Origin of the sequence: Aliiroseovarius salicola, from assembly GCF_027891095.1 — a bacterium.
Lineage (GTDB): Bacteria > Pseudomonadota > Alphaproteobacteria > Rhodobacterales > Rhodobacteraceae > Aliiroseovarius > Aliiroseovarius salicola.
Window position 1 is genome coordinate 238,191 of record NZ_JAQIIO010000005.1, and the last position, 24,616, is coordinate 262,806.

At 56.8% G+C, this 24,616-nt stretch carries 22 protein-coding genes and 1 tRNA gene; 11 read left to right on the top strand and 12 right to left on the bottom strand.

All coding sequences use genetic code 11. The annotated features are described in order from the left end of the window. Window positions 1-18: 18 nt before the first annotated feature. Window positions 19-999, bottom strand: a complete 981-nt coding sequence (locus O2N63_RS11575) for an MBL fold metallo-hydrolase (protein WP_271054427.1) — start codon at window positions 997-999, stop codon at window positions 19-21. A 133-nt stretch (window positions 1,000-1,132) separates the two neighbouring features. Further along, on the bottom strand, window positions 1,133-1,723 hold the full coding sequence (locus O2N63_RS11580; RefSeq protein WP_271054428.1) for a riboflavin synthase: 591 nt from the start codon (window positions 1,721-1,723) through the stop codon (window positions 1,133-1,135). A gap of 264 nt (window positions 1,724-1,987) precedes the next feature. Here O2N63_RS11580 and O2N63_RS11585 point away from each other — a divergent pair, with 264 nt between their 5' ends. The 3 genes from O2N63_RS11585 to O2N63_RS11595 all read left to right on the top strand — a co-directional run bounded on the left by O2N63_RS11585 (window position 1,988) and on the right by O2N63_RS11595 (window position 6,605). Beyond that, window positions 1,988-3,274: a capsule biosynthesis protein gene (locus tag O2N63_RS11585; protein ID WP_271054429.1), complete on the top strand. Its 1,287-nt coding sequence runs from the start codon at window positions 1,988-1,990 to the stop codon at window positions 3,272-3,274. Window positions 3,275-3,403: 129 nt separating this feature from the next. Next, the gene (locus O2N63_RS11590) at window positions 3,404-4,528 is read left to right on the top strand and encodes a polysaccharide biosynthesis/export family protein (RefSeq protein ID WP_271054461.1); all 1,125 of its coding nucleotides are present in this window, start codon (window positions 3,404-3,406) and stop codon (window positions 4,526-4,528) included. A 22-nt stretch (window positions 4,529-4,550) separates the two neighbouring features. After that, window positions 4,551-6,605 (top strand): capsular polysaccharide biosynthesis protein, encoded by a 2,055-nt coding sequence (locus O2N63_RS11595; RefSeq protein ID WP_271054430.1) that lies wholly within the window; start codon window positions 4,551-4,553, stop codon window positions 6,603-6,605. A 66-nt stretch (window positions 6,606-6,671) separates the two neighbouring features. On the opposite strand, the gene ribD is transcribed toward O2N63_RS11595, so the two are convergent. The 8 genes from ribD to O2N63_RS11635 form a co-directional block, all read right to left on the bottom strand. Continuing rightward, on the bottom strand, window positions 6,672-7,739 hold the full coding sequence (gene ribD / locus O2N63_RS11600; protein ID WP_271054462.1) for a bifunctional diaminohydroxyphosphoribosylaminopyrimidine deaminase/5-amino-6-(5-phosphoribosylamino)uracil reductase RibD: 1,068 nt from the start codon (window positions 7,737-7,739) through the stop codon (window positions 6,672-6,674). A gap of 14 nt (window positions 7,740-7,753) precedes the next feature. Then, window positions 7,754-8,224, bottom strand: coding sequence for a transcriptional regulator NrdR (gene nrdR, locus O2N63_RS11605; RefSeq protein ID WP_271054431.1), 471 nt, complete (start codon window positions 8,222-8,224; stop codon window positions 7,754-7,756). Between the two features lie 180 nt (window positions 8,225-8,404). Continuing rightward, complete coding sequence (locus O2N63_RS11610) at window positions 8,405-8,830, bottom strand: secondary thiamine-phosphate synthase enzyme YjbQ (RefSeq protein WP_271054432.1); 426 nt, start codon at window positions 8,828-8,830, stop codon at window positions 8,405-8,407. A gap of 7 nt (window positions 8,831-8,837) precedes the next feature. Continuing rightward, complete coding sequence (locus tag O2N63_RS11615) at window positions 8,838-9,116, bottom strand: HlyU family transcriptional regulator (protein WP_271054433.1); 279 nt, start codon at window positions 9,114-9,116, stop codon at window positions 8,838-8,840. Window positions 9,117-9,179: 63 nt separating this feature from the next. Beyond that, complete coding sequence (locus tag O2N63_RS17575; protein WP_408629814.1) at window positions 9,180-9,443, bottom strand: DUF1294 domain-containing protein; 264 nt, start codon at window positions 9,441-9,443, stop codon at window positions 9,180-9,182. A gap of 111 nt (window positions 9,444-9,554) precedes the next feature. Beyond that, window positions 9,555-11,543: an RNA polymerase sigma factor RpoD gene (rpoD, locus tag O2N63_RS11625; protein ID WP_271054435.1), complete on the bottom strand. Its 1,989-nt coding sequence runs from the start codon at window positions 11,541-11,543 to the stop codon at window positions 9,555-9,557. A 196-nt stretch (window positions 11,544-11,739) separates the two neighbouring features. Beyond that, on the bottom strand, window positions 11,740-13,707 hold the full coding sequence (gene dnaG, locus O2N63_RS11630; RefSeq protein WP_271054436.1) for a DNA primase: 1,968 nt from the start codon (window positions 13,705-13,707) through the stop codon (window positions 11,740-11,742). A gap of 52 nt (window positions 13,708-13,759) precedes the next feature. After that, a complete protein-coding gene (locus O2N63_RS11635) occupies window positions 13,760-14,347 on the bottom strand; it encodes a TetR/AcrR family transcriptional regulator (protein ID WP_271054437.1) in 588 nt (195 codons plus the stop codon). A gap of 166 nt (window positions 14,348-14,513) precedes the next feature. On the opposite strand from O2N63_RS11635, the gene O2N63_RS11640 reads away from it, so the two are divergent. The 6 genes from O2N63_RS11640 to O2N63_RS11665 all read left to right on the top strand — a co-directional run bounded on the left by O2N63_RS11640 (window position 14,514) and on the right by O2N63_RS11665 (window position 19,937). Beyond that, window positions 14,514-14,822: a hypothetical protein gene (locus O2N63_RS11640; protein WP_271054438.1), complete on the top strand. Its 309-nt coding sequence runs from the start codon at window positions 14,514-14,516 to the stop codon at window positions 14,820-14,822. Window positions 14,823-14,975: 153 nt separating this feature from the next. Continuing rightward, a complete protein-coding gene (locus tag O2N63_RS11645; protein WP_271054463.1) occupies window positions 14,976-16,262 on the top strand; it encodes a homoserine dehydrogenase in 1,287 nt (428 codons plus the stop codon). A gap of 238 nt (window positions 16,263-16,500) precedes the next feature. Further along, complete coding sequence (gene glpX / locus O2N63_RS11650; RefSeq protein ID WP_271054439.1) at window positions 16,501-17,472, top strand: class II fructose-bisphosphatase; 972 nt, start codon at window positions 16,501-16,503, stop codon at window positions 17,470-17,472. A 7-nt stretch (window positions 17,473-17,479) separates the two neighbouring features. After that, entirely contained in the window at window positions 17,480-18,028 is a 549-nt protein-coding gene (locus O2N63_RS11655) for a cysteine hydrolase family protein (RefSeq protein WP_271054440.1), read from the top strand. Further along, complete coding sequence (gene recJ / locus O2N63_RS11660; RefSeq protein WP_271054441.1) at window positions 18,025-19,770, top strand: single-stranded-DNA-specific exonuclease RecJ; 1,746 nt, start codon at window positions 18,025-18,027, stop codon at window positions 19,768-19,770. Before O2N63_RS11655 ends, recJ begins: the two co-directional genes overlap by 4 nt. A 92-nt stretch (window positions 19,771-19,862) precedes the next feature. Then, window positions 19,863-19,937 (top strand) — tRNA-Glu (locus tag O2N63_RS11665). 372 nt (window positions 19,938-20,309) lie between these two features. Here the strand turns inward: O2N63_RS11665 and O2N63_RS11670 are convergent. Beyond that, on the bottom strand, window positions 20,310-21,371 hold the full coding sequence (locus tag O2N63_RS11670) for an ABC transporter ATP-binding protein (protein WP_271054442.1): 1,062 nt from the start codon (window positions 21,369-21,371) through the stop codon (window positions 20,310-20,312). Between the two features lie 20 nt (window positions 21,372-21,391). After that, a complete protein-coding gene (locus O2N63_RS11675) occupies window positions 21,392-22,171 on the bottom strand; it encodes an IclR family transcriptional regulator (RefSeq protein ID WP_271054443.1) in 780 nt (259 codons plus the stop codon). A gap of 154 nt (window positions 22,172-22,325) precedes the next feature. On the opposite strand from O2N63_RS11675, the gene O2N63_RS11680 reads away from it, so the two are divergent. Together O2N63_RS11680 and O2N63_RS11685 are read left to right on the top strand one after the other, a co-directional pair. Next, window positions 22,326-23,576, top strand: a complete 1,251-nt coding sequence (locus O2N63_RS11680; RefSeq protein ID WP_271054444.1) for an ABC transporter substrate-binding protein — start codon at window positions 22,326-22,328, stop codon at window positions 23,574-23,576. A 122-nt stretch (window positions 23,577-23,698) separates the two neighbouring features. After that, window positions 23,699-24,610: a carbohydrate ABC transporter permease gene (locus O2N63_RS11685; protein WP_271054445.1), complete on the top strand. Its 912-nt coding sequence runs from the start codon at window positions 23,699-23,701 to the stop codon at window positions 24,608-24,610. Window positions 24,611-24,616: the final 6 nt, after the last annotated feature.

A 24,616-nucleotide genomic window follows, 5' to 3' on the forward strand; every position in this document is an offset into this window, starting at 1 on the left:
ACCAAAGGTTTCAATCCATCAAAATTGCCACAGTGCCGGAATGAAGCGATAGGCATCGCCATCGCGCGCCACATGACCTACGCCAGGGAATGGGAAGTGATAGCCCAGAACAGCAATCCGATCTGTCGCGGCCATATCCAACAGGCGTCGGCGCGTGGCGCCAGTCATCTCTCCGTCTGTATCCCGCCCGCTATACCATTCGGGATGCGCAAAGTTCAGGATCGCATGGGTCATGCAATCGCCCAGCGCTATGAGCTGTTGCCCATCACTTTCCACAATGACCGACATGTGACCGGGTGTGTGACCGGGCGTGTCGATCAGGCGAATGCCGGGGGCAACCTCATGGTCGTTGGAGGCAAGCGTCCATTCCACCCCTTCGGCATTAATGGAATTCACGGCACCCAACACAAATTGTTGTTCTTCGGGGGCGACGCGGTTCACCAGATCGTCTTGGGTCCAATGCGAGTGCTCGGCCTCTCCCATCACATATTCCGCATCCGGGATGAGCGGTTCGTCAAAATCGTCGCGAATACCCCAGATATGATCGGGATGGGCGTGGGTGATCGCCACATGGGTGATGCCAAACGGGTCAATACCAGCGGTTTCCAGATTTTCCATCAACCGCCCGGCTGTGCCGAGCCAACGGTTGCCCGACCCCACATCCACAAGCACCTTGGCCTCGCCCAGCTCGATATACATGTGGTTGGTATGGGAATAGCCGATCTCGGGATCGATATAATGCGCGGCCATAAAAGCGAGCTTTTCTTCTTCCGGTGCATTCATCGCCTGACCACCGAAGGGCAGCGTGAAATAGCCATCCGACACAATCGTGATCTTCGCCTGCCCCAGTGTGAAGCTGAAATGCGCCGGGTTTCCATCCGTGGGAGCACCGAGCATGGCACGCGCCGTTGCGGGCATGGCAAAAGCGGGGGCCATGGCGGCCATACGCAATAGGTCCCGCCTTTTGAAACTGGGGGGTGTCGGTTTGATCAGGCTCATCACAGGCTCCCTAGTGGTTCACCCGTTAATTCATATGCAAATTTTCGAATTTAGCAATATGTCAGCGATCAAGTGCCCGTTTTTTGAAACCTGCAAACCGATATTTTTTTACAAAACATGGAACCTCGCGAGGTTAGCCACCATATTCTGCAAGCCGTGCCACATAGCGGGCCAAAGTATCGATCTCGAGGTTGATGCGGTCACCCACTTTCGCCGTTCCCCAATTGGTCACGTCTTTCGTATGCGAAATCAGGTTCACGCCGAACACGTCCCCCTCCACTTCGTTCACGGTCAGCGAAGTGCCATTCAGTGCCACCGATCCTTTTGGAGCAATGAACTTGGCAAGTTCACCCGGCGCGCGGAATTGAACCCGCGTGCTGTCCCCTTCGGTCTGCATTGATGTGATCTCGGCCACGCCATCCACATGGCCAGACACAATATGTCCACCCAACTCATCCCCAACCTTGAGCGCACGTTCCAGGTTCACTTTGCGCCCAACGACCCAGTCACCCAGATTGGTCTTGGAAACGGTTTCGGCTGAAATCTCGACATCATACCACCCATCGCCCATTTCGACGACGGTCAGACACACACCGTCAGAGGCAATTGATGCCCCAAGATCGATTGTCGCGGTGTCATAACTGGTCTCGATCCGCGCGCGCAGGTCGCCTTTCTGCTCCAGCGCTGCGATACGACCCACATCGGTGATGATCCCGGTAAACATGTGCCTCTCCTTCATGAAACGCCAAAGACCTAGCGCGCGCCCGGAGGTTTGCCAATCCCTGCGCGATGCAAATTGTGCAGTTGGGGCCTGTAGGTGGGTGGTTTTTCAAACAGACGCAAGGACGCCAGTACTGCATTTATACACCAATTCACCTTAATTTTACCAAATATGGCTCAAAATGAACTTGCAAATTTGATGGTGTTCAGCCCTACGATTATAGTCGTCCCAACGACCCAGAAGCTGGACATTCAAAGGTAAAAACACGTGTTAACCGGTAAAGATCGCAACTTCCTTTTTCTGCAAGGTCCACATGGGCCGTTCTTCTGGCAGTTGGGCAAGATGTTGCGCGCGGCGGGTGCTACGGTCTGTCGGGTGGGGTTCAACCGAGGTGATGAGGCATTCTGGCCCGAGAAATGCAGCTATGTCCCCTTCAATCAAGACCAGACCGAATGGGCAACGCACTATTCCGATTTACTCACTGAAAAGTCTGTCACTGACATCGTTCTCTATGGGGACACGCGCCCGGTTCACGCCCAAGCGATTGATATCGCCAAATCCCGGAACCTAACGGTGCATGTTTTCGAAGAAGGTTACTTGCGCCCCTATTGGGTGACATATGAGCGTGACGGTTCCAACGGTCATTCGCGGCTGATGGATATGTCGATCACACATATGCAGGACGCATTGGCTGATGCCGAGCAGGATCTACCGGAAGCCCCCGCAGTTTGGGGCGATATGCGCCATCACGTATTCTACGGTGCGCTCTACCATTGGTTCGTGATGTTCCTGAACCAGCGCTACACCAATTTCCGACCTCATCGAGCGCAGACCGTAGCGCAGGAATTTCGTCTGTATCTGCGCCGCCTTTTGCTCATGCCTGCCCATGCCGCAGAGCGAATGGTGGCGACGGCCCGGATCAAATATGGTGGTTTTCCCTATCACTTGGTTCTTTTGCAGCTTGAACATGATTCAAGCTTTCAGATGCACAGCCCATTTGACAGTATGACCGAGTTTTTAGAGTTGGTATTTGATGGCTTCATCACTGGGGCTGCCCCTCATCATCATCTGGTTTTCAAAGCCCACCCCCTTGAAGACGGGCGCGCACCAATTCGTCGCAAAATCAATGAGCTGGCCAAGAAACATAATATTGAAAACCGGATCCATTACGTTCGAGGCGGCAAGCTGGCAGAGCTGTTGAACCATGCGAGGTCGGTCGTAACCGTCAATTCCACCGCTGCCCAACAGGCGCTTTGGCGCGGATTGCCGACCAAGCTCTTTGGTCGCGCGGTCTTTGCCAAACCGGAGTTTGTCTCAACTCAGACGCTGCCCAGCTTCTTCTCACAACCCACGCGCCCTGACAGCCGTGCCTACCGCGACTACCGGCATTATCTTCTCGAAACCAGCCAAGTGCCCGGTGGCTTTTATTCATCGCGTGGGCGGCGCCAATTGATGCGACAGGTGGCGGATATGATGCTGGCCCGTCACGATCCTTATGATGCCCTGTCAAAAGGCACAGCAGCACCGCGGCAACAGTTGCATATCGTGAAATAACCCAGCAAAGGAAGTGCTGGATTTTTTGGCTTAACCAGCATAATATTTCCAATAAGAACAATGAAAACAATGGCCTCCCCTCATTTCCCGAGCTGGCTGGCCACAAGAGGAGCCCGAGCAGTGAAGAACATGGGCAAAACAATAGCGCGCCGTGCGGCGCTTTTGGTGCTGGCAGGCACCGTTGCCGCTTGTGGATTGCCACGGGTCGGCCCCAACAAATCCGAGATTTATGCAGGAAGCGTCGAACAACAAGGCGATGCCTTTATCGTATCAATAAACGACCGCGTGACCCGTGCGACCGCTGTGGTGCCCGCGCTTGGCTTTGATGATGCATTTCTGAATGCTGGCATCATTGGATCCGACACAATCAGCCCCGGTGACGTGCTTGGCATCTCTATCTGGGAAAATGTTGATGCGGGCATTCTGACCACAGCAGGTGCTCCGGCAAGCCTGAGCGAAATTCAGGTAGATGGAGATGGATATATATTCATCCCATATGCTGGCCGTATCAGGGCCGCAGGCAACAGCCCCGAAACCATTCGCCGCATCGTGACGGAAAAACTCGCTTCACAGACACCAGATCCACAAGTCATGGTCGCTCGTGCTGCCGGGAATGGGACAACCGTCACCCTGACGGGCGCCACCGGTCAAGGCGTGTTCCCGATTGAGCGCCCGACACGCACCCTTAGCGCCATGCTCGCAGCTGCGGGCGGCGTATCGGTCGCACCGGAAATTGCAAAGGTCAGGGTCACTCGCGGCAATCAGACCGGTGAAGTCTGGTTCGAAGATCTCTTTAACAACCCCGCGCTGGACATCGCATTGCGCGGCGGTGACCGCATTCTGGTTGAGGCCGATACCCGCGCCTATACTGCCCTAGGCGCAACTGGCGGGCAAAGCCGCGTGAAGTTCGAAAGCAAGACCCTGTCCGCTATCGAGGCGCTGGCGCAGGTTGGTGGACTGCAAAGCAATGTCGCTGATCCAACCGGAGTCTTCGTGTTCCGCAACGAGACTGCAGAGATCGCCAACAGTGTGCTCGGCCGCAGCGATCTGATTGGTCCGCAACGCATGGTCTATGTACTGAACCTGACCGAACCCAACGGCATGTTCATGGCCCGTGACTTTGTGATCCGCGACGGCGACACGCTGTATGTGACCGAAGCCCCCTACGTTCAGTGGACCAAGCTTCTGTCGACCATCACCGGCTCCCTCGCCTCTGCCGGGTCAATTGCCGCATTGGGCAATTCTGTAAAATAGGCAGCACGCGTTGACACAAACCGTGAAATCTCTTTCAGCCGCCGGGAAGCCACCTTCCCGGCGGCTTTGTGTCTATAATGGCGGTTTTCTGACCCAACCCCGCATTCGCCGGATCCTTTCATTGTCAGGTTGGAAAGTGGATGTCGGGCTTCCGAATGACGGGGATTGGGTTGGCACCTGGGGCAAGAGCCCCACTTCTGGACGCGGTGAATGGGTGTCAGACTGGAAGGACAGCCCGGTTTTGCGGGTTGAAGACGCTTTCTTACGTTCGGTCCTGCCTGGACGCGAGGGGGAGCCACCTCTGGGGCTTCTGCTTGATGACCTCGGCGTGCATTTTGACAGCTCCCACCCCTCACGGCTGGAACAGATTCTTGCCGAAAACCCGCTGGACGACACGGCTCTCCTGAACCGCGCCCGGAATGCGATGGCGCGGCTTCAGACAGCACAACTGTCAAAATACAACGCGTTTGATCCGGCACTGCCCTGCCCTGACGCTCCGTATGTTCTGGTGATCGACCAGACCCTCGGAGATGCGTCGATCCCGCATGCTGGGGCATCCGAAGGCACATTTCGTGATATGCTGGTCGAAGCCCGGTTGACCCATCCCTATGACCGCATCTTGATCAAAACTCATCCCGAAACCCAACGTGGACACCGACAGGGCTACTATGGGACCGAGGACGAAAGCGATCATGTTCACCTTATCACAGACCCGGTCAGCCCATGGGAGCTTCTGTCTGGGGCCAAGGCTGTCTACACGGTCAGCTCTGGAATGGGGTTTGAGGCCATTTTGGCCGGGCACAAACCGCATGTTTTTGGTCAACCCTTCTATGCTGGATGGGGGCTGACACAAGATGCACATCCACCCAACCGGCGCGGTCGTTCGCTAACGCGCGCGCAACTCTTTGCGGGTGCTATGATCCTCTATCCCAGCTGGTATGATCCCTATCGTGACAGGTTGTGCGAGATCGAAACCGTGATCGACACACTTGAAGCTCGCGCCAGGGCGTGGCGGGAGGATCACCAAGGATATGTCGCCTCGGGGATGCGGCTTTGGAAGCGCAAACCTCTGACACGTTTTTTCTCAGCTCAGGGCACGGCACCGTCCATGATCTTTGACGACACTGCTGGTCGCGCTGCGGAAGGCGCTGCATTGGTCGGCAAACCATTGATGGTGTGGGCGGGTAAGGAAGAACCGGAACACAGGGGAGAGGCACCGCTTTTTCGCGTTGAAGACGGTTTTTTACGCTCTCGCGGGCTTGGTGCGGATCTGATCCCCCCTCTGTCTCTCGTCCGGGATGATCTGGGGATTTACTACGACCCCACACGAGAAAGCCGTTTGGAACATTGGATCACAGCACGTGTGACCCTTCCTGATTACGCAAAAGATCGTGCAGACCGGCTCATCTCTCAACTTCGCGCAGCCAAAATTGGCAAATACAACCTCGCCCGATCGGCACCCGACCTGAGCCACCTTCCTGAAGGACAGCGCATTCTTGTGCCCGGACAGGTGGAAGATGACGCGTCGATCCGGTTGGGCACTACTGAGGTTTCAACCAATCGCGCTCTGTTGCAGCGGGTCCGTCAGGACAATCCTGATGCCACGATTGTCTACAAACCCCATCCAGATGTGGAGGCGGGTTTGCGTGAGGGCAAGATTTCTGAGGATGCCGCTGCCCAGCTTGCGGATCTTGTCGCCCATGACGCAGATCCGATGGCACTTCTGGATCAGGTCGATGCGGTCTGGACCATGACGTCGACACTTGGATTTGAAGCGCTCATTCAGGGTGTGGATGTCACCTGCCTTGGGGCACCGTTTTATGCTGGATGGGGGCTGACACGGGATCTTGGTGATATCCCTGCGCGACGCAGCGCCCGTCCGTCCCTGCAAGCACTGGTCCATGCCGCATTGATAGACTATCCACGCTACTTTGATCCTGTCACAAAAACAGCCTGCCCTGTCGAAGTGGTGTTGGATCGTCTGATCGCAGGGGACTTGCCTCACCCCGGGCGAGGAAATCGAATGTTGGCCAAGCTGCAGGGCCTGCTCGCCAGCTATGCGTATCTGTGGAGATGAAAAGGGGCTCTGCCCCTCGCCTCTTCGAGGCTCACCCCGAGGTATTTTCTGCAAGAAAAAGCAGGCTCAGGATCGCGCCCAACGGTGCAGCGCGTCCCCTCCGAGGTTGCGGGTTTCGACGAGCTTGAAACGGGGGGCGTCACCAAGGCGTTCAATCCCCATGGCTGCAAGCGAAGGGCGACCCTCAGCACCGAGTGCGATACCTGCGGTAAAGCCGATCAACTCATCCACTTGCCCGGCCATCAATAGCGAGGCGGCCAGTCCTCCGCCGCCTTCACAGAAGATCCGGGTCAGTCCCTGGGTTCCAAGGGCCTGAAGCACTTGCACTGGATCCAGAACCCCTTCTGTTTCGCCAACTTCAACACATGTGGCCCCGCTTTCCTGCCAATGGGAAATGCGTGTCTTTGGCGCTTTGCCCCCATGGCAAAGGATCACCGGGACGTCCTTGGCGGTGCGGGACAGGTGACTGTCCTGCGGCAGGTCCAGGTGACGCGAAAGTACAATGCGGGTGGGTTGCCTGCTCACACCCAGCCCACGTACGGTTAGGCTTGGATCATCATCCCGCGCTGTTCCGCCGCCCACCATCACCGCGTCATGGCGCGCACGCAGGGCATGCACGTAGCGGCGCGCCTCTGGTCCTGTGATCCATTGGCTTTCACCGGTGGCGGTTGCAATGCGCCCATCAAAACTATTGGAGAGTTTGAGCGTCACCCATGGCCGCCCTTCGGTGGTCTTGAGCAGGAACCCGGCATGATCGCGGCGCGCCTCATCTTCGCAAACGCCTATGGTCACATCGATCCCAGCGGCGCGCAGCATGGTGATACCGCCACCATCCACGCGCGGATCGGGATCTCCCAAGGCGACCACAACACGGGACACGCCCGCATCAATCAACGCCTGAGCGCAGGGCGGTGTCTTGCCGTGGTGCGCGCAGGGTTCGAGAGTCACATAAGCGGTGGTGCCTTTGGCGTCCCCGGCTTGTGCCAGAGCAACAACCTCTGCATGGGGTCGCCCCCCTGGCTGTGTCCAGCCGCGCCCAATGATGCGTCCGTCCCGCACCAATACGCAGCCCACTGCTGGGTTCGGCGCACATTGCCCCATCCCGCGCCGCCCAAGGGACAGCGCGAGCTTCATGTATCTTAGATCACTCACTCTTCTTCAGCGGGATAGTCAGGGCGTAGTTCGCTGACAAATTTGTCGAAATCATCCGCCGCCTGGAAGTTCTTGTAGACCGAAGCAAAGCGGACATAGGCCACCGTATCGATCCGGGCGAGGCTTTCCATCACAATCTCGCCGATGGTTTTTGACGGGATGTCAGTTTCGCCCATACTTTCCAGCCTGCGCACGATGCCTGAAATCATCTGATCAATGCGCTCGGGTTCTACAGGGCGTTTTTGCATGGATATGCGGATTGACCGCTCCAGCTTCTCCCGGTCGAAATCCTCGCGTCGACCGTTGGATTTGATCACCACCAGATCACGCAGCTGCACGCGCTCATAGGTTGTGAAGCGACCGCCACAGGCGGGGCAAAACCGGCGCCTGCGAATGGCCACATGGTCCTCTGCCGGACGGCTGTCTTTTACTTGAGTGTCGATATTACCGCAAAACGGGCAGCGCATTTGGCGTCCCCTTCCTTTGAATGACTGCCAAGGCCGGTATAATCCGCCCCATGGCGTGGGTCTTCGCCCAATTATCCACAGCCACTATAGGGGCACCACTAGGGTTTGTGTAGAGGGTAATTGCATGCCGCTAAATGAAGATTTCACCCTGTCCAGTGGGAAATATCTGGATATGCTCCCCTAACTTGACGCGACGACAACAGCGGCCACCTGCCGGTTGTGCGGGCGGTCGCGGTGCTCAAACAAATAAATCCCCTGCCATGTGCCCAGAGCAAGGCGACCTTTGAGAATAGGGATATTCAGGCTGACCGGCATCATCGCCGCCTTGATATGGGCCGGCATGTCGTCGGGGCCTTCATAGGTATGGGTGAGGTACGACATGGAGGGGTCAGTGCTCGGCGGCACCAACCGATGGAAAAAGTTCCTCAGGTCGGTCTGCACTTCGGGTTCGGCATTTTCCTGAATGAGCAGCGAACAGGAGGTGTGGCGGACAAAGAGGGTGAGCAGACCGTCGCGCAGCCCCTGTCCGTCCACAAATCGGCTCACGTCTCGTGTGAATTCGTACAGCCCCTGACCAGAGGTCGAGATGGAGAAGAGGGTCGACATCTGCGCTCTACCCGAAAATCCGATCACCCATCTGATCAATAAAGATCTTCGCCTTGCGCAGGCTTTCAGCCTTGGCATCCTCTTCTGATCCCAGCACATCCGCGCGCAGCATCAGGTGGGATTTCAGCTCGCCGTCGATTTCCTTCTCGATCCGCGCGCCTATGCGATAGCCGCCGGCGTCCTTGGCGGGTTCAAGATAAATAGAATAGCCGTTGTAAAGCTCGGGTTCATCGACTTTGCCTTTATCAGAGGTTCCTCCGCCGAAGAGTTTGGAGAAGAGTGACATGTTTGATCCTTTTTACGGTCAGTTTGGCCGCAGATTGGGCTTGGCACAAGGTATGTGCGCCCTTCATAGCAACCAATGGAGGAAGCGCAGGAAATGCAAAGCAACGAACAAACGCCCGTATTCTGTCAAAAGCACACCAAAACCCACGAGGTTAATCGCTACCAGAGCGTTCAAAACCTTGGCAAATGGCTGTTTTCTTGTCTTATGCCTCAACCGCGTCTGGGCGATTTTACCACCGAGCGCTCCCCCGAGCAGAAACCACATCTGCAGTGTGATTTCGCTGATGCGCCACTCTTCTCGTTCAGCTCTTCGTTTATCCAGAAACATCAAGAAATAGCTAACAATACTGACGCCACAGAACCAGACGATGATGAACAAAGAAATATTCAATCAGCTACCCCAAAAAAATAAAAACGCCCCTAACGGGGGCGTTTTTGATTACTGATCCAAGAAGCTGCGCAGCTTGCGGCTCCGGCTCGGGTGCTTGAGTTTCCTTAGCGCCTTCGCCTCGATCTGGCGGATCCGTTCGCGGGTTACGCTGAACTGTTGGCCGACTTCCTCAAGCGTATGGTCTGTGTTCATACCGATACCAAAACGCATCCGCAGCACACGCTCTTCACGAGGCGTGAGCGAGGCAAGCACGCGGGTGGTGGTTTCCTTGAGGTTTTCCTGAATGGCGCTGTCGAGCGGCAGCACGGCATTCTTGTCCTCGATGAAATCACCCAGTTGGCTGTCTTCCTCATCACCAATCGGCGTTTCGAGAGAGATCGGCTCCTTGGCGATCTTCATCACCTTGCGCACCTTCTCAAGCGGCATCTGCAGCTTTTCGGCCAGTTCTTCCGGGGTCGGCTCGCGACCGATCTCGTGCAGCATCTGGCGACCGGTACGGACCAGTTTGTTGATCGTCTCGATCATATGGACCGGGATACGGATCGTGCGGGCCTGGTCGGCAATCGAGCGGGTGATCGCCTGACGGATCCACCAGGTCGCATAGGTCGAGAACTTATACCCACGGCGGTATTCGAACTTGTCCACCGCCTTCATCAGGCCGATATTACCTTCCTGAATAAGATCAAGGAATTGCAGGCCGCGGTTCGTGTACTTTTTGGCAATTGAGATCACCAGACGAAGGTTGGCTTCGACCATTTCCTTCTTGGCCTGACGCGCCTCTTTTTCACCCTTCTGAACCTGCTGCACAATGCGGCGGAATTCGGGGATGTCGACGCCGACATATTGACCGACCTGAGCCATGTCACCGCGCAGTTTTTCAACCTTATCTGCGGATTTCTCGATGAACATCTGCCAGCCACGACCGGGTTTCTGGGTCATGTCCTCGAACCAAGTCGGGTCCAGTTCGCGTCCGCGATAGGCCTCGATGAATTCGCGACGGTTGATCCGAGCTTGGTCGGCCAGTTTCACCATGGCGCTGTCGATCGACATGATGCGGCGGTTGATGCCATAAAGCTGGTCGATCAGCGCTTCGATCCGGTTGTTATGCAGGTGAAGCTCATTCACCAACTCAACGATTTCAGACCGCAGTTTCTGATAGGATTTCTCTTCCTTGTCGGTGAAACTGTCATCTTCGTTAAGCGTGGCGCTCATGCGAAGATCCTGCATTTCACTCAGCATCGTGTAGTCACGTGCGATCAGTTCGAGGGTTTCCAAAACACGCGGCTTGAGTGCGGCCTCCATCGCGGCCAGCGACATGTTGGCTGCTTCATCCTCGTCGTCATCGTCGTCGGTGTTGTTCAGAGGGTTGCCATCCGCGTCGAGCTCTTGCTCTTTTTCTTTCTTCTCGGCCTTTGGAGCACCGGCGGCGGCACCATCCAATACGCTTTCTTCTTCCTCGTCATCATCATCGAGCTGATTGCCGAAGGTGGCATCAAGGTCGATGACGTCGCGCAGCAGAATGTCTTCGTTCAGAAGTTCGTCACGCCAGATGGTGATCGCCTGGAAGGTCAGCGGGCTTTCGCAAAGGCCAGCGATCATCGTATTGCGGCCGGCCTCGATCCGCTTGGCAATGGCAATCTCGCCTTCGCGCGACAGAAGTTCTACCGAGCCCATTTCACGCAGATACATGCGTACCGGGTCATCAGTACGGTCGAGTTTTTCGGTCTCGGCAGTGGCAACGGCCACCTCTCCCCCGGCGTTTTTCACCACCAGTTCGGTCGAGCCCTTTTCCTCTTCTTCGGCCTCTTCATCTTCGATGATGTTGATGCCCATTTCAGAAAGCATCGACATCACGTCTTCGATCTGCTCGGAACTCACCTGGTCAGGGGGCAGAACCTGATTGAGCTGATCATAGGTGATGTAGCCCTTTTCGCGGGCCTCAGCGATCATCTTCTTGACGGCGGCTTGGCTCATATCACCGATGTTTTCGGCGTCCTGATCGTCCTTGCGGTCCGATGCGGTGTCTTTGGCGGCCATGGGCACTCCTTGCACAGCGTTCCGATTGTGGCCTTTGAAATCCAGTATGGTTCCCGGCGCGAATCGGTTGGCGGTTGATTCGGGTTGTCGAATCAAACAATCGAATCGTTGATTCGCCAACCCATGTAATGTGTTTTTCGGGGGAATTCACGATGCACTCTGCACGAACGTCGCAAATTTGCCCCAGTTTCCTGCTTCAGGATCCTTTCCCTTTGGTCATCGGCAGGTTGGCAAGCATTTTGTCAAACGCGTCCTTCTCTTCACGGCTGATCAGCAATCCGTTTTCAGCCCGTTCATATGTGGTCTTGTCTTCGGTCTGGCTTCGGGATGCCCGGTTGCGCGCCTCGGCAGCTTCACGCAGCCGCCAGGTAACGCCTTCATCGGCCACCCCGTCCAGGTCATGAGTCGCATCCGTCACCTCGCGCTGAACGCCGCGCATCGCATCGAGCTTCATAAGCTCTTCTTTCAAACAGGCCGTCACGATCTCATCATCCTCGGCCATGCGAATGGCCGGGGCAATCTGCACATGGTTGAGGCGAAACAGCTTTTCAAGGGGCTGGGCACCAATTTGCGCGATTATCGCGTCGCGCAACGCCTCTGGGCCATCCGATGCGTGGCGTAATAAAACGCGCTGCATAACCCCATGATCTGGGCCAATCATGTCGATACGTTCGATCTGGCTTTCAAAGCTTTCAAGCACGTCCGGGCGCGTGATCAGAACCGCGAGGATCACTGCTTCCCGCAGCATCTCTTCAGCCTCGATACTTCCACCGGCAAGCATGGAACTTTTCGTGGTGGGCAGAACTGGATCAACAGCTTTCCTGAAGCCACGCCCCCCGCCGGGTTTCCAGTCTCCTTTGCCCTTTCCGGATTGCGGACGCGACCGAAACAGCTCCCACCGTTTGTCTTTGATCGCCTGCCCGTAATGGGTGCGAATCGAGGGGTCGTTGATTCGCGAAATCACCTCGCGCAGGTCCTTATCGAGCGCCGCCTTGCGTTCTGGGCTGTCAAACACGCGGCCCTCCGTTTCGCGACGCCACAGCAGATCAACCATCGGCACCGCCTGATCGATGGCAGCTTGCATTGCCTGCGGCCCTTGCGCCTTGATCAGATCATCAGGGTCCAGCCCTTCGGGCATGATGGCAAACCGCAGCGCCTTACCCGCTTCGAGCAATGGCAGAGCCAGGTCAATCACCCGCATCGCGGCGCGCAGTCCTGCGGTGTCACCATCAAGCGCGATCACCGGTTCGGGGTTGATCCGCCACATTAAATGCAGCTGGTCTTCTGTGATTGCAGTGCCAAGCGGGGCAACCGTCGCACCAAACCCAGCCTCGGAAATCGCAATCACATCCATATAGCCTTCGGCGACCACAAGCGGCTGACCTTTGCCGGACGCCGCCCGCGCGGGGCCGACATTGTACAGGTTTCGCCCCTTATCAAAGAGCTCGGTTTCCGGGCTGTTGAGGTATTTCGCGTTGTCATTCGGATCCATCGCCCGGCCACCAAAGGCAATGCAACGTCCTCGCGCATCGCGGATCGGGAACATGATCCGTCCCCGGAACGTGTCGTAGGGATTGCCACCCTTTTGGCTGGGTTTGGCCAGCCCTGCCCCGAGGATCAGATCGTCAGCAACCCCCTTGCCCTTGAGGTGGTCCCAAAGGCCTTGCCACAGATCAGGGGCAAAACCGATTTCCCATCTCTCCTGCGCGGCTTCATCCAATCCACGCCCAGAAAGATATTCACGGGCTGCGGCCCCTGCCCCGGTCTTGAGCATCAGGCGGAAATGCCCAACGGCCATCTCCATCACTTCGGCAAGCTGCGTGCGGCGGTCGGCCTTTTCCTGAGCGCGTGGGTCACGGGCGGGCATCTGCATCCCGGCCTCACCGGCGAGGATTTCGACCGCCTCCATGAAGCCCACATTTTCCGTGTCTTTCACAAAGGAGATCGCATCCCCTTTGGCATGGCAGCCAAAACAGTAATAAAAGCCCTTGCGGTCATCCACATGAAAAGACGCGGTTTTTTCGTGATGGAACGGGCACGGTGCCCACATATCGCCTTTGCCCGGCTGCGATTTCCGCTTGTCCCACATGACTTTACGACCCACCACATCAGACAGGGTCAGGCGCGTGCGCAATTCATCAAGGAAACCGGGTGGCAGAGACATTCCCTATATATCGGACGTCACGCGGGCAGAGTCCAGATGCCGCAGTCAGGCATTACGCCCCAACCGCGCCACGCACCATGTCCCAGTAGATGTCCGCCACAGCATCCTGACTGAGACGTCCACCTTCTCGATACCATGTGTTCACACCGGTCAGCATGGCAATCACAGCCATCGTGGCAAGACGCGTATCAGGAACGTTGATCATTCCGGCCGCGTGACCCGCTTCGAGGATCCGCTCCAACTCGCGTTCATACTCGCGGCGCAACGCTTCCAACGTGGCAAAGTTCGCATCGGAGAGATTCCGTAATTCCATATAAGCGATGAACACCGCGTCAGGGCGATCCAAATGAAAATGGATGTGAAAGCGTGAGAAATCCTCAAGCTGGGCCAGTGGCGTTGATCCTTTGGGAGTGGCCGCCCATGCTGCCAGAAGTTCGTCCATATGGGTGCGCATAAGATCAAACAGAAGGCTTTGCTTATCTTTTGTGTAAAGGTACAAAGCCCCGGCCTGCACCCCGACCTCTCGTGCGATCTGGCGCATCGACACGGCGGCGTAGCCATGACGTGCAAACAAACGAAGGGCTGCATCGCGCACTTTCGGGCCGGTGATTTCGCTGTGAGATCCTGTTTTACGTGCCATACACAAAGATTAACTGAACGATTGTTCAAATAAAACCCCCTTTTACCGCGAGGGTTTGCCGAAAACCCTCTGCACCACTTGCCCCTACCTGAACCCGTGGATATGGTCGCCGCAATCCTTATGTGAGCAGGCAAATACCCGCATCGCGTGGTATTTGGGAGAACAGATGTCGCAACCTTTCAATACGCCTTTTTGGGGACTGGCCATCGCCAGCATGATTGGCATTGCGGCCTGCTCTTCACCTCCGAATGTGGGGACTGACCTTTCAGAGGCCGCAAAACGTGCCGACTATCCCACCATTCAGCCATTGGATGCTCTTCTGGCAAGCCAACCGGCCGCAATCGACATCCCCAGCCTGACTGGATCGCTTGAAGGGCGTGCCCGCGCTTTACGGGCGCGGGCAAACGCGTTGCGCACTCCAATCGTGGACAGTGACACGCGGGCGCGAATGTTGGCTGCACTTGCGCGACGCTGATTGGCGCCACCCATGTGTTTGGCCGGAATATCACACCTCTCTGTCGCAATCCGTCATTGACCGCATTGCGTCCTGTGCCACCTTTCGCTAGACCTCGCGGGACGCGACTTTTAGCCATATCTGATGGAGAACAACATGAGTGACACTTCCGCCCTGGGCACGCCGCTTCGTCTTGGCATTGCGGGGCTTGGCACCGTTGGCATTGGTGTGGTGAAAATCATCCGCCGTCAGGCACATCTGCTGGAAGCCCGCGCTGGTCGTCCGGTGGTGATCACGGCGGTTTCTGCGCGTTCGAAAGACAAGGATCGCGGCATGGATCTGTCAGACTACGCTTGGGAAGACGATGCGGTCGATCTGGCCAAACGCGACGATGTGGATGTATTTGTCGAGCTGATGGGTGGGCACGAAGGCACCGCAAAAGATTCAGTTGAAGCGGCGATTGCCGCGGGCAAGGACATTGTCACCGCCAACAAGGCGCTGCTGGCTCATCACGGTCAGGCCCTTGCGTTGGCGGCCGAAGAGGCTGGCGTTGGCCTGCGCTATGAGGCTGCCGTGGCCGGGGGCATTCCGGTGATCAAAGCGCTAACCGAAGGGCTGGCGGGCAATGAGATTACCCGCGTCATGGGCGTGATGAACGGCACCTGTAACTATATCCTGACCCAGATGCAGGCCACCGGGCGCGGCTATAATGCGCTCTTTGAGGAATGCGCCGAACTGGGATATCTGGAAGCTGACCCCAATCTTGATGTGGGCGGCATCGATGCAGGCCACAAGCTCTCGATCCTGTCGTCCATTGCTTTCGGCACACAGGTGAATTTTGACGCGGTTGAGCTGGAAGGCATTCAGCGCATTCAGCTGGAAGACATCGAACACGCAGCCGAAATGGGCTTCCGCATCAAGCTTCTGGGTGTGGCTCAGATGACCGGTCGTGGGCTTGAGCAACGTATGTCACCCTGCCTTGTTCCCGCGACCTCTCCGCTGGGGCAGCTGGAAGGCGGAACCAATATGGTGGTGTTCGAAGGCGACGCCATCGAACAGGTCGTGCTGCGCGGTCCCGGTGCCGGTGAAGGCCCAACCGCAAGTGCGGTGATGGGGGATGTGATGGACATCGCGCGCGGCTTTAATCTGCCAACCTTTGGGCAACTGGCAACAACCCTGCGTCCGGTGAACGGGGCGAAGGCCGCAAAACCCGCGCCGTACTACATCCGCATGACGCTGCTGGACAAACCCGGCGCCCTTGCGAAAGTGGCGGCGGTTCTGGGTGATGCGGGCGTGTCGATCAACCGGATGCGCCAGATCAGCCACGAGGAAGAGAAAGCACCTGTCCTGATCGTAACCCATAAGTGCACCCGTGATGCTCTGGATGCGGCGATCACTGGTCTGGACGATACCGGCGTGGTGGATGGTGCCCCGGTGGCGATCCGCATTGAAGAAGTGTGAATCACCGCTTGATCACTTTTTAAAAGGCGCCCTGATCGAGGCGCCTTTTTTATTGGAGGCGCGTGCAAAAGGGGCTCTGCCCCTCGGGCGACGCCCTCACCCCGGGATATTTTAGGCAAGAGGAAGGGGGCGGGACCAGTTTCTTAGGCTATTGGCGCGAAGAACGCCCATTTCCCTTGCTCCATCTGCGCCCCCCGCTTAAACCCATCGGCAACTACATTATTCGAGGATTGCTCTTATGGCTGATAAAGTCGTTTTCGCCGACCGCATGCTGTCGCTGGGTCTGGCCCGTGTTTCCGAAGCCGCCGCGATGGCCTCAGCCACGCTGGTTGGGCGCGGAGATGAAAAGGCCGCAGACCAGGCCGCTGTGAACGCAATGCGCGATCAGCTGAACCTTCTGGACATCCAGGGCACGGTGGTCATCGGCGAAGGTGAACGTGATGAAGCTCCGATGCTTTACATCGGTGAAGAGGTCGGCTCGGGCGAAGGCCCCGCCGTGGACATCGCACTTGACCCGCTGGAAGGCACCACCCTGACCGCAAAAGACATGCCCAACGCATTGACCGTGATCGCCATGGCACCGCGCGGCACGCTGCTGCACGCCCCTGACGTCTACATGGAAAAGCTGGCCATTGGCCCGGGCTATCCGAAGGATGTGGTGAGCCTTGAGATGAGCCCGGCCGAGCGCGTAAAGGCACTGGCTGCCTCACGTGGTTGCGATCATTCTGACATCACCGTCTGTGTACTGGAACGCCCGCGTCACGAGGAAATGATTGAAGGCATCCGCTCGACCGGAGCTGCGATTCGCCTGATCACCGACGGGGACGTCGCCGGTGTCATTCACTGCGCCGAAGCCGAGATCACCGGGATCGACATGTATATGGGGCGCGGTGGCGCACCAGAAGGAGTTCTGGCGGCGTCCGCTCTGAAATGTATGGGCGGCCAGATGTGGGGGCAGCTGACCTTCCGCAATGATGATGAGCGTGGTCGTGCCGCCAAGGCAGGGATCACCGATCTGGATCGCATCTATACGCGCGACGAGATGGTTACTGCTGACGTGATCTTTGCCGCCACTGGCGTGACCGATGGATCGGTCGTCTCTGGCATCAAGCGCGAACCGGGGTTCCTGACCACGGAAACCCTGCTCATGCGGTCAAAAACCGGTTCTGTCCGCCGTATGATTTATCGCAACCCCGCCTCGGTGAGCTGATTACGAAATGTCGCGCGCTCTGATCCTCGTCGATATTCAACAGGGATTTGACGATCCCTATTGGGGTGCGCGCAACAATCCGGATGCAGAAGAAAAAGCGGGGCAGCTTTTGGCGCATTGGCGTCGCAAGATCTGGCCCGTTTTCATCATTCAGCACGTATCAACAAACCCGGACAGCCCACTTTGGCCGGACAAGCCCGGTGTTGCACTGCACCCGCTGATTGCGCCAATTGACGAACCGGTACTCCAAAAATCCGCCAATTCCGCGTTCATCGGTACTGATCTCGAAGCCCGGCTGCGCAATCAGGACATCACTGACCTTGTGGTCGCAGGGATCACCACTCCACATTGCGTTTCCACGACCTGCCGCATGGGGGCAAATCTCGGCTTTAACGTCACACTGGTACATGACGCCTGTGCGGCCTTTTCCGAAGGCGCCAACACCGCATGGCGAGGCGGCGGATCTGTGGGCCCCGAGCTGATCCACCAGTCCGCAATTGACCACATTGCAGGAGAGTTTGTGACCGTCAGCACCGTGTCCGAGGTTCTTTTATGAGTTTTCTTGGCATTGAAGACTCTGTCACAGGACGGCGTTGGATAGGCCCCGGACTTGAGGTCGAACGCCAGGCAGAGCACCTGCACCAACTGACCCAACTCCCCCTGCCCCTTTGCAAGATCCTGGCGGTGCGCGGTATTGGCCCCGAAGAGGCAGCCGGATACCTCGACCCAACGCTGAAAGCCCTTTTGCCCGATCCCCGTGGTTTGAAGGATATGGAGCTGGCCGCCAAGCGCACGCTTCAGGCACTTGATCAGAATGAGAACGTTGCAATCTTTGCAGATTACGACGTGGATGGGGCCACCTCTGCTACACTGCTCATCGACTGGTTTCGGCAGATGGGGCGCGAGGTCACGCTCTACATCCCCGACCGAATTGACGAAGGCTATGGTCCGAATGTGCCTGCAATGGAGGCCTTGGCCGCTGAGCACAGCCTGATTATTTGCGTCGATTGCGGAACGCTGAGCCACGAACCAATTGCAGCCGCCAAAGCAAAAGGGGCCGATGTTGTGGTGCTGGACCACCACCTTGGCGGCGAAACGCTCCCTTCTGCGGTCGCCGTGGTGAACCCAAACCGTCAGGATGAGCTGGACGCACCCGGGTATCTTTGTGCCGCAGGCGTTGTGTTCCTCATGTTGGTCGAGCTGGGCCGGATACTGCGCGACGCTGAACGCAACGGGCCAGACCTCTTGTCCATGCTGGATCTCGTCGCCTTGGGCACAGTGGCCGACGTTGCCCCTCTGATCGACGCGAACCGGGCATTGGTGCGTCAGGGGCTCAAGATCATGGCACGACGCGCACGCTGTGGAATGGTGGCGTTGGCGGACGCCTCAGGAATGAACGAAGCGCCGCGCGCCTATCACCTTGGCTACATGATGGGACCACGGGTCAATGCCGGGGGGCGGATTGGCAAGGCAGACCTCGGAGCGCGCCTTTTGTCCACCACAAATCCTCAGGAAGCACAGGCCATTGCCGCGCGACTGAATGACCTCAACGCCGAACGGCGCGAAATCGAGGCCCGCGTGCAGGAAATGGCGATGGAACAGGCTGAAGAGCGCGGATTGGATGCCCCGCTGGTCTGGGCTGCGGGTGACGGATGGCACCCGGGAGTTGTGGGGATTGTCGCCTCGCGTCTGAAAGAAGCCACCAACCGCCCCGCCGTGGTGATCGGGTTTGATGGGGATGATGGCAAAGGCTCCGGCCGCTCGATTGCCGGTGTCGATCTGGGGGCATCAATCCAGCGGCTTGCTGCCGACGACATCATTCAAAAGGGGGGTGGCCACAAAATGGCGGCGGGCCTTATCCTGTCTCGTGCGCAATTGGAAACAGCTATGGAACGCCTGACCGAGCTGCTCGCCAAACAGGGATCCGGGCTTCAGGGCGCCGCTGATCTTCGACTGGATGGGGTGTTGATGCCGTCCGCCGTTACCGTCGACCTGATCGAAGAGCTGGAACAGGCTGGGCCGTTTGGGGCCTCTGCCCCTGCCCCACGATTTGCCTTTCCCGATGTACAGGTGTTTTTTGCCAAACGAGTGGGCCAGAACCACTTGAAACTGAGTTTCGGTGACGGAATGGGCGCGCGGATCGACGCCATTTGCTTTGGTGCTTTTGATGGGCCACTTGGCCCCCTTCTGGAAAACTCCGGGGGGCAACGGTTTCATCTGGCCGGTAAACTTGAAGTGAATCACTGGCAGGGACGTTCGAGCCCGCAACTGCGCCTGGACGATGCCGCAACTGCCTGACAAAAAACGGATTTCAAGTTTTTTGCAAAAAGCCGCTTTTCCCCCTTGCGCGGCGGGTTTGTTTTCCATAAAACCCGCCTCACCGACAGAGTGGCCCGTTCGTCTATCGGTTAGGACGCCAGGTTTTCAACCTGGAAAGAGGGGTTCGATTCCCCTACGGGCTGCCACTTCTTCCCCGAATTCAAATATTTCTTTGATCTTCCGGCCAGGAAGTTTCCAACGTTTTCTGAACCGTGGGACATTCCGCAGAAAATTCATTTCTGATCCGCACAAGCTGCCGCTTGCTTGGCAAGAGCCTCACGTTCAAAATCCTCTGTAGAAGTCTCAGCGGATTTGGTGTCACTGCGTGAATGAAGCTCCATGACCTCGTTAAGAGAAAGAGATTCATTTTCTAAACAATCACTTGGGCATTATGTTTGTGAGCACCACGCAGTGATCTTGCGACCCAGCGTGGAACTCGTGTTCGAACGAGACATAAGGTCAGCTTTCACTGGCCTCCCCAAAACTGCTTTAAGGCACTCGCCCGCCTCGTTTCAAATTCAGCGAAGGCGCTGTTCTGTCTTTGCGTCGAAGAACATGCAGTTTGCATCCTCGAAACCGATAATGACAGAGCTGCCTTCGGGCAAGGTATCTTCTTCGCGGTTTTCCACGATGATTTTTTCGCCGTTCCCTGCCACCAGGTAATCGTAGGATACGCCACCCAGTCTTTCACGCAGGTCAAGTATGGCCCCTCCATCACCAGCTTCTATGGTCATATGCTGCGGGCGTACACCCATAAGGATGGCGCTGCCCTCGGCCGGTAGTGTCACATCGGTTGATATTTCGCGCCCGCTAAGTGAAGGGACGACAACCTTGCCACCCTGCACCACGCCTTCGAGGAAGTTCATGCTGGGCGAGCCGATGAAGCCAGCCACAAACTTGTTGTCCGGATCATTGTAAAGCTGCATCGGGCTTCCGACCTGTTCAATCAGACCGGCCCGGAGCACGACGATCTTGTCGGCCAGTGTCATCGCCTCGACCTGGTCATGGGTCACATAGATCATTGTGGCGCCGATTTCTTTGTGCAGCCGGGCTATCTCTACCCGCATATCCACCCGCAGTTCGGCATCGAGGTTAGAGAGCGGTTCGTCAAACAGGAACACCTCGGGGCCGCGGACAATAGCCCGGCCGATGGCGACCCGCTGACGTTGACCACCGGAAAGTGCCTTGGGCTTACGCTTGAGATAATCGTCAAGTTGCAGGATGCGGCTCGCTTCTCCGACCTTTGCCGCTATTTCAGCTTTGGGGTAGCCGTTCATCTTCAACCCGAACCCCATATTCTGTTCTACTGTCATATGCGGATAGAGCGCATAAGTCTGGAACACCATCGCCACGCCCCGTTCGGACGCATCCACATGGGTGACATCGCTTCCCCCGATACAGATCTGGCCAGCGGACGTCTCTTCGAGACCCGCAATCATTCGCAAGAGGGTGGATTTTCCGCAGCCCGACGGCCCAACAAAAACGCAAAACTCACCATGGTCGATCTCAAGGTCGACACCATGAATGACCTGCACATCGCCATAGCGTTTGATGGCTTGATTTAGGGTGACTCCGGACATTTATTTCTCTCCGTTGGGTTCTATGCGGGGAATTGCCAATGCGTGGCTTCGGCCCCAATCTTTTCGGCGGTTTCCAGAAGGGGCACGCGGAACGCGTCAAGACCTTCTAACGAGTGTCGGGTGGTAGCGGTGGCAATCGAAAGCGCGCCGATCACCCGTCCATTGGACGACAGTATGGGGGCTGCGATTGAGATGATGCCTTCTTCATGTTCTTCACGGTCATAGGCGATGCCGCTGGCGCGGATTTGCTCCAGTTCACTTTCCAAAGCGGCGGCATTTGTGATCGTGGCAGGGGTGTATTGGAAATAAGCCTGCTGCAACATCGCCAGTTGCAGCCGCTTTGGGGCCAGAAAGGCCAGCATCGCCTTCCCTACACCGGTGCAATAGGCCGGGGCGATCTTGCCAACCTGGGCCAATGTTTCGAACCGGTCAGTCGCCTGAAGCTTGTCGACAAACAGCACCTGCCCCTGATCGATCTGCGCTAGGTGCACGGTTTCCCCCACCTCAGCGGCCAGATCCTCGATGAAAGGTCGTGCGATCGGCGCAAGCGAAGCCGTTTTCCAAGCCGCATGCGCAAGCCGCATCAACCGCCCGCCAAGGGCATAGGTTCCGTCACCTTCGTTGAATTCCAGCATGTGCTGATTCGTCAGAGTCTGAAGCAAACGGTAGGTCGTCGCCTTAGGGTGCGGAGACATTGCAAGAATATCCGTAAACCGCACCGGACGGCCGAACTCTGCCACAAGGTCGAGCATTCTTAATGCTTTACCAACAGTTCCATCCGATTTCGCAGTCGCATTCATTAGCGTTATTCTCCTTGCCCCAAAGGCTTCCTCACCCATGAGACTGTTGACAACGTTAACTTCTCACGGCACTGTTTTCAATAGTTGAGATTTAGTTTCATTATTTGGAACCATAAGTCAACACCGAATTAGTCGGAACAAAAGGGAGGAAACCATGTTCCATAAAGTCACCAAGGCAGCCGCCGCTCTGGCACTGACCACTGGCCTCGTCACCCCCGCAATGGCCGAGCTGTCGGGCACCCTGCGCATCATCTCTGACATGTCGAACCCGGCGCCACGTGCCATCATGGAAGGAATGGCTTCGGACTTTGATGCGATGCACCCAGACCTGTCTGTCGAACTGGAAGTGGTTGATCGTGAGGCCTGGAAAAGCCAGATCCGCAATGCCCTTACGGCCAATCCGCCTGACGTGGTGAACTGGTATGCTGCCAACCGTATGGGTCCCTATGTCCGTGCCGGCCTGTTCGAGGATATCTCGGACATGTACACAAATGGCGACCTGCAGGGACTGGACAGCGTCAAAGGCGCGATGACCATGGACGGCAAGCAATATGGCGTTCCATACACCTATTATCAGTGGGGCATCTATTACCGTGAAGACATCTTCAACGAATTGGGCCTGACCGAACCCGCCACCTTCGATGAAGAGATTGCCAACTGCCAAAAGATCGTCGACTCGGGTCGCAAATGCTACACCATCGGATCGAAGTTCCTTTGGACCGCCGGTGGCTGGTTTGACTATATGAACATGCGCACCAACGGCTTCGATTTCCACATGAAGCTTGCAACCGGTGAAGCAGAGTGGACGTCTGATGAGGTCCGGGCCACATTCGCCAACTGGCGCAAACTGATTGATATGGGCGCGTTCATCGACGATCACCAGACATACAGCTGGCAAGAAGCGCTGCCTTTCTTCGTGAATGGCGAAGCGACAGCCTATCTGATGGGCAACTTCGTTGTACCACACCTGCGAGAAGCGGGTCTGGGTGATGATCAGATCGACTTCTATCAGTTCCCGAAGATCGCTGATGTCCCGATGGGGGAAGACGCACCAACCGATACGTTCCACATCGCATCGAACGCGCAGAACAAAGAAGCCGCCCGCGCCTTCTTGCAATTCGTGACGTCGCCAGATGTACAATCGAAAATCAACGCAGCGGATGGGCTGGGCCAGCTTCCAGTCAACGCAAATGCCTCTGTGGGTGATGACGAGTTCCTGCAACAAGGCTTCAACATGCTGTCGAATAACGCGACCGGAGGTATTGCACAGTTCTTCGACCGCGATTTCCCGGCCGAAATGGCTTCGATCGGCATGGAAGGTCTGCAAGAATTCATGGTGTTCCCGGATAATCTGGAAGACATCCTGAACCGTCTCGAGAGCGCGCGGCAGCGGATCTACAAGTAACACGTCTTATTGGTGCCCCGTGTATTCTGCACGGGGCACCTCCCTTTTAATCCACATCAGCCACGCCATCGGCAAGCCCAACCAATCGGGTTTTCCCATGACGTGTCCACGGGAGGAACGAAATGGCCACCAAACGTGCAGAAATGAGTTGGGTCCGGCGCAACCGGATGACCCTGACACCGCTTCTGTTCCTGACGCCCGGCATATTGTTTTTCACGATCTATGTGATCATTCCGATCCTGCAGAGTTTTAATATTTCGCTCTATGAATGGGACGGCTTGGGAGAGGCGACATTTGTCGGGATTGGCAACTATCAGGAGCTGATGACAGACCGCGCTTTCGAAGTTTCTCTGTGGAACAATGTGAAATGGCTGGCGCTCTACCTGCTGGCCATTCCCGCAGGGCTGCTCATTGCCCTTTTCCTGAACCAGACCATTGTTGGCATCCGGCTGTATAAGTCCCTCTTCTTCTTCCCTTTCGTGCTCAGTCAGGTTGTTGTTGGCCTCGTGTTCAGCTGGTTTTACCTGCCACGTGAGGGACTATTGAATGCAGTGCTGGGCGTTGTCGGCCTTGGTCCGATCAACGTGCTGGGAGATCCCACCCTGGCGACCTACGGTATCATTGCTGCTGGCCTGTGGCCGCAGACTGCGTACTGCATGATCCTCTATCTCACGGGTCTCAATGCGGTGGACCCCGAGCAGATCGAAGCGGGTCGTCTGGACGGTGCCAAACGCTGGCGGATGCTGTGGCATGTGATCCTGCCGCAATTGAAACCTGCGACTTTCATCGCCTTTGTGGTCACCATCATCGGCGCGCTGCGTTCGTTTGACCTCATCTCGATCATGACCAATGGTGGACCCTTTGGATCAACCCGCGTTCTGAGTTTCTACATGTTCGAAAAGGCCCTGTCGGAATACGGCTTCCGCATGGGCTACGGCTCTGCCATCTCTGTGGTGCTGTTCCTGATCATGCTGGTCTTCATCGGTTATTTCCTGTGGTCGATGTACCAGGACGAAAAAGCCGCGCGGCGCTAAGGAGGC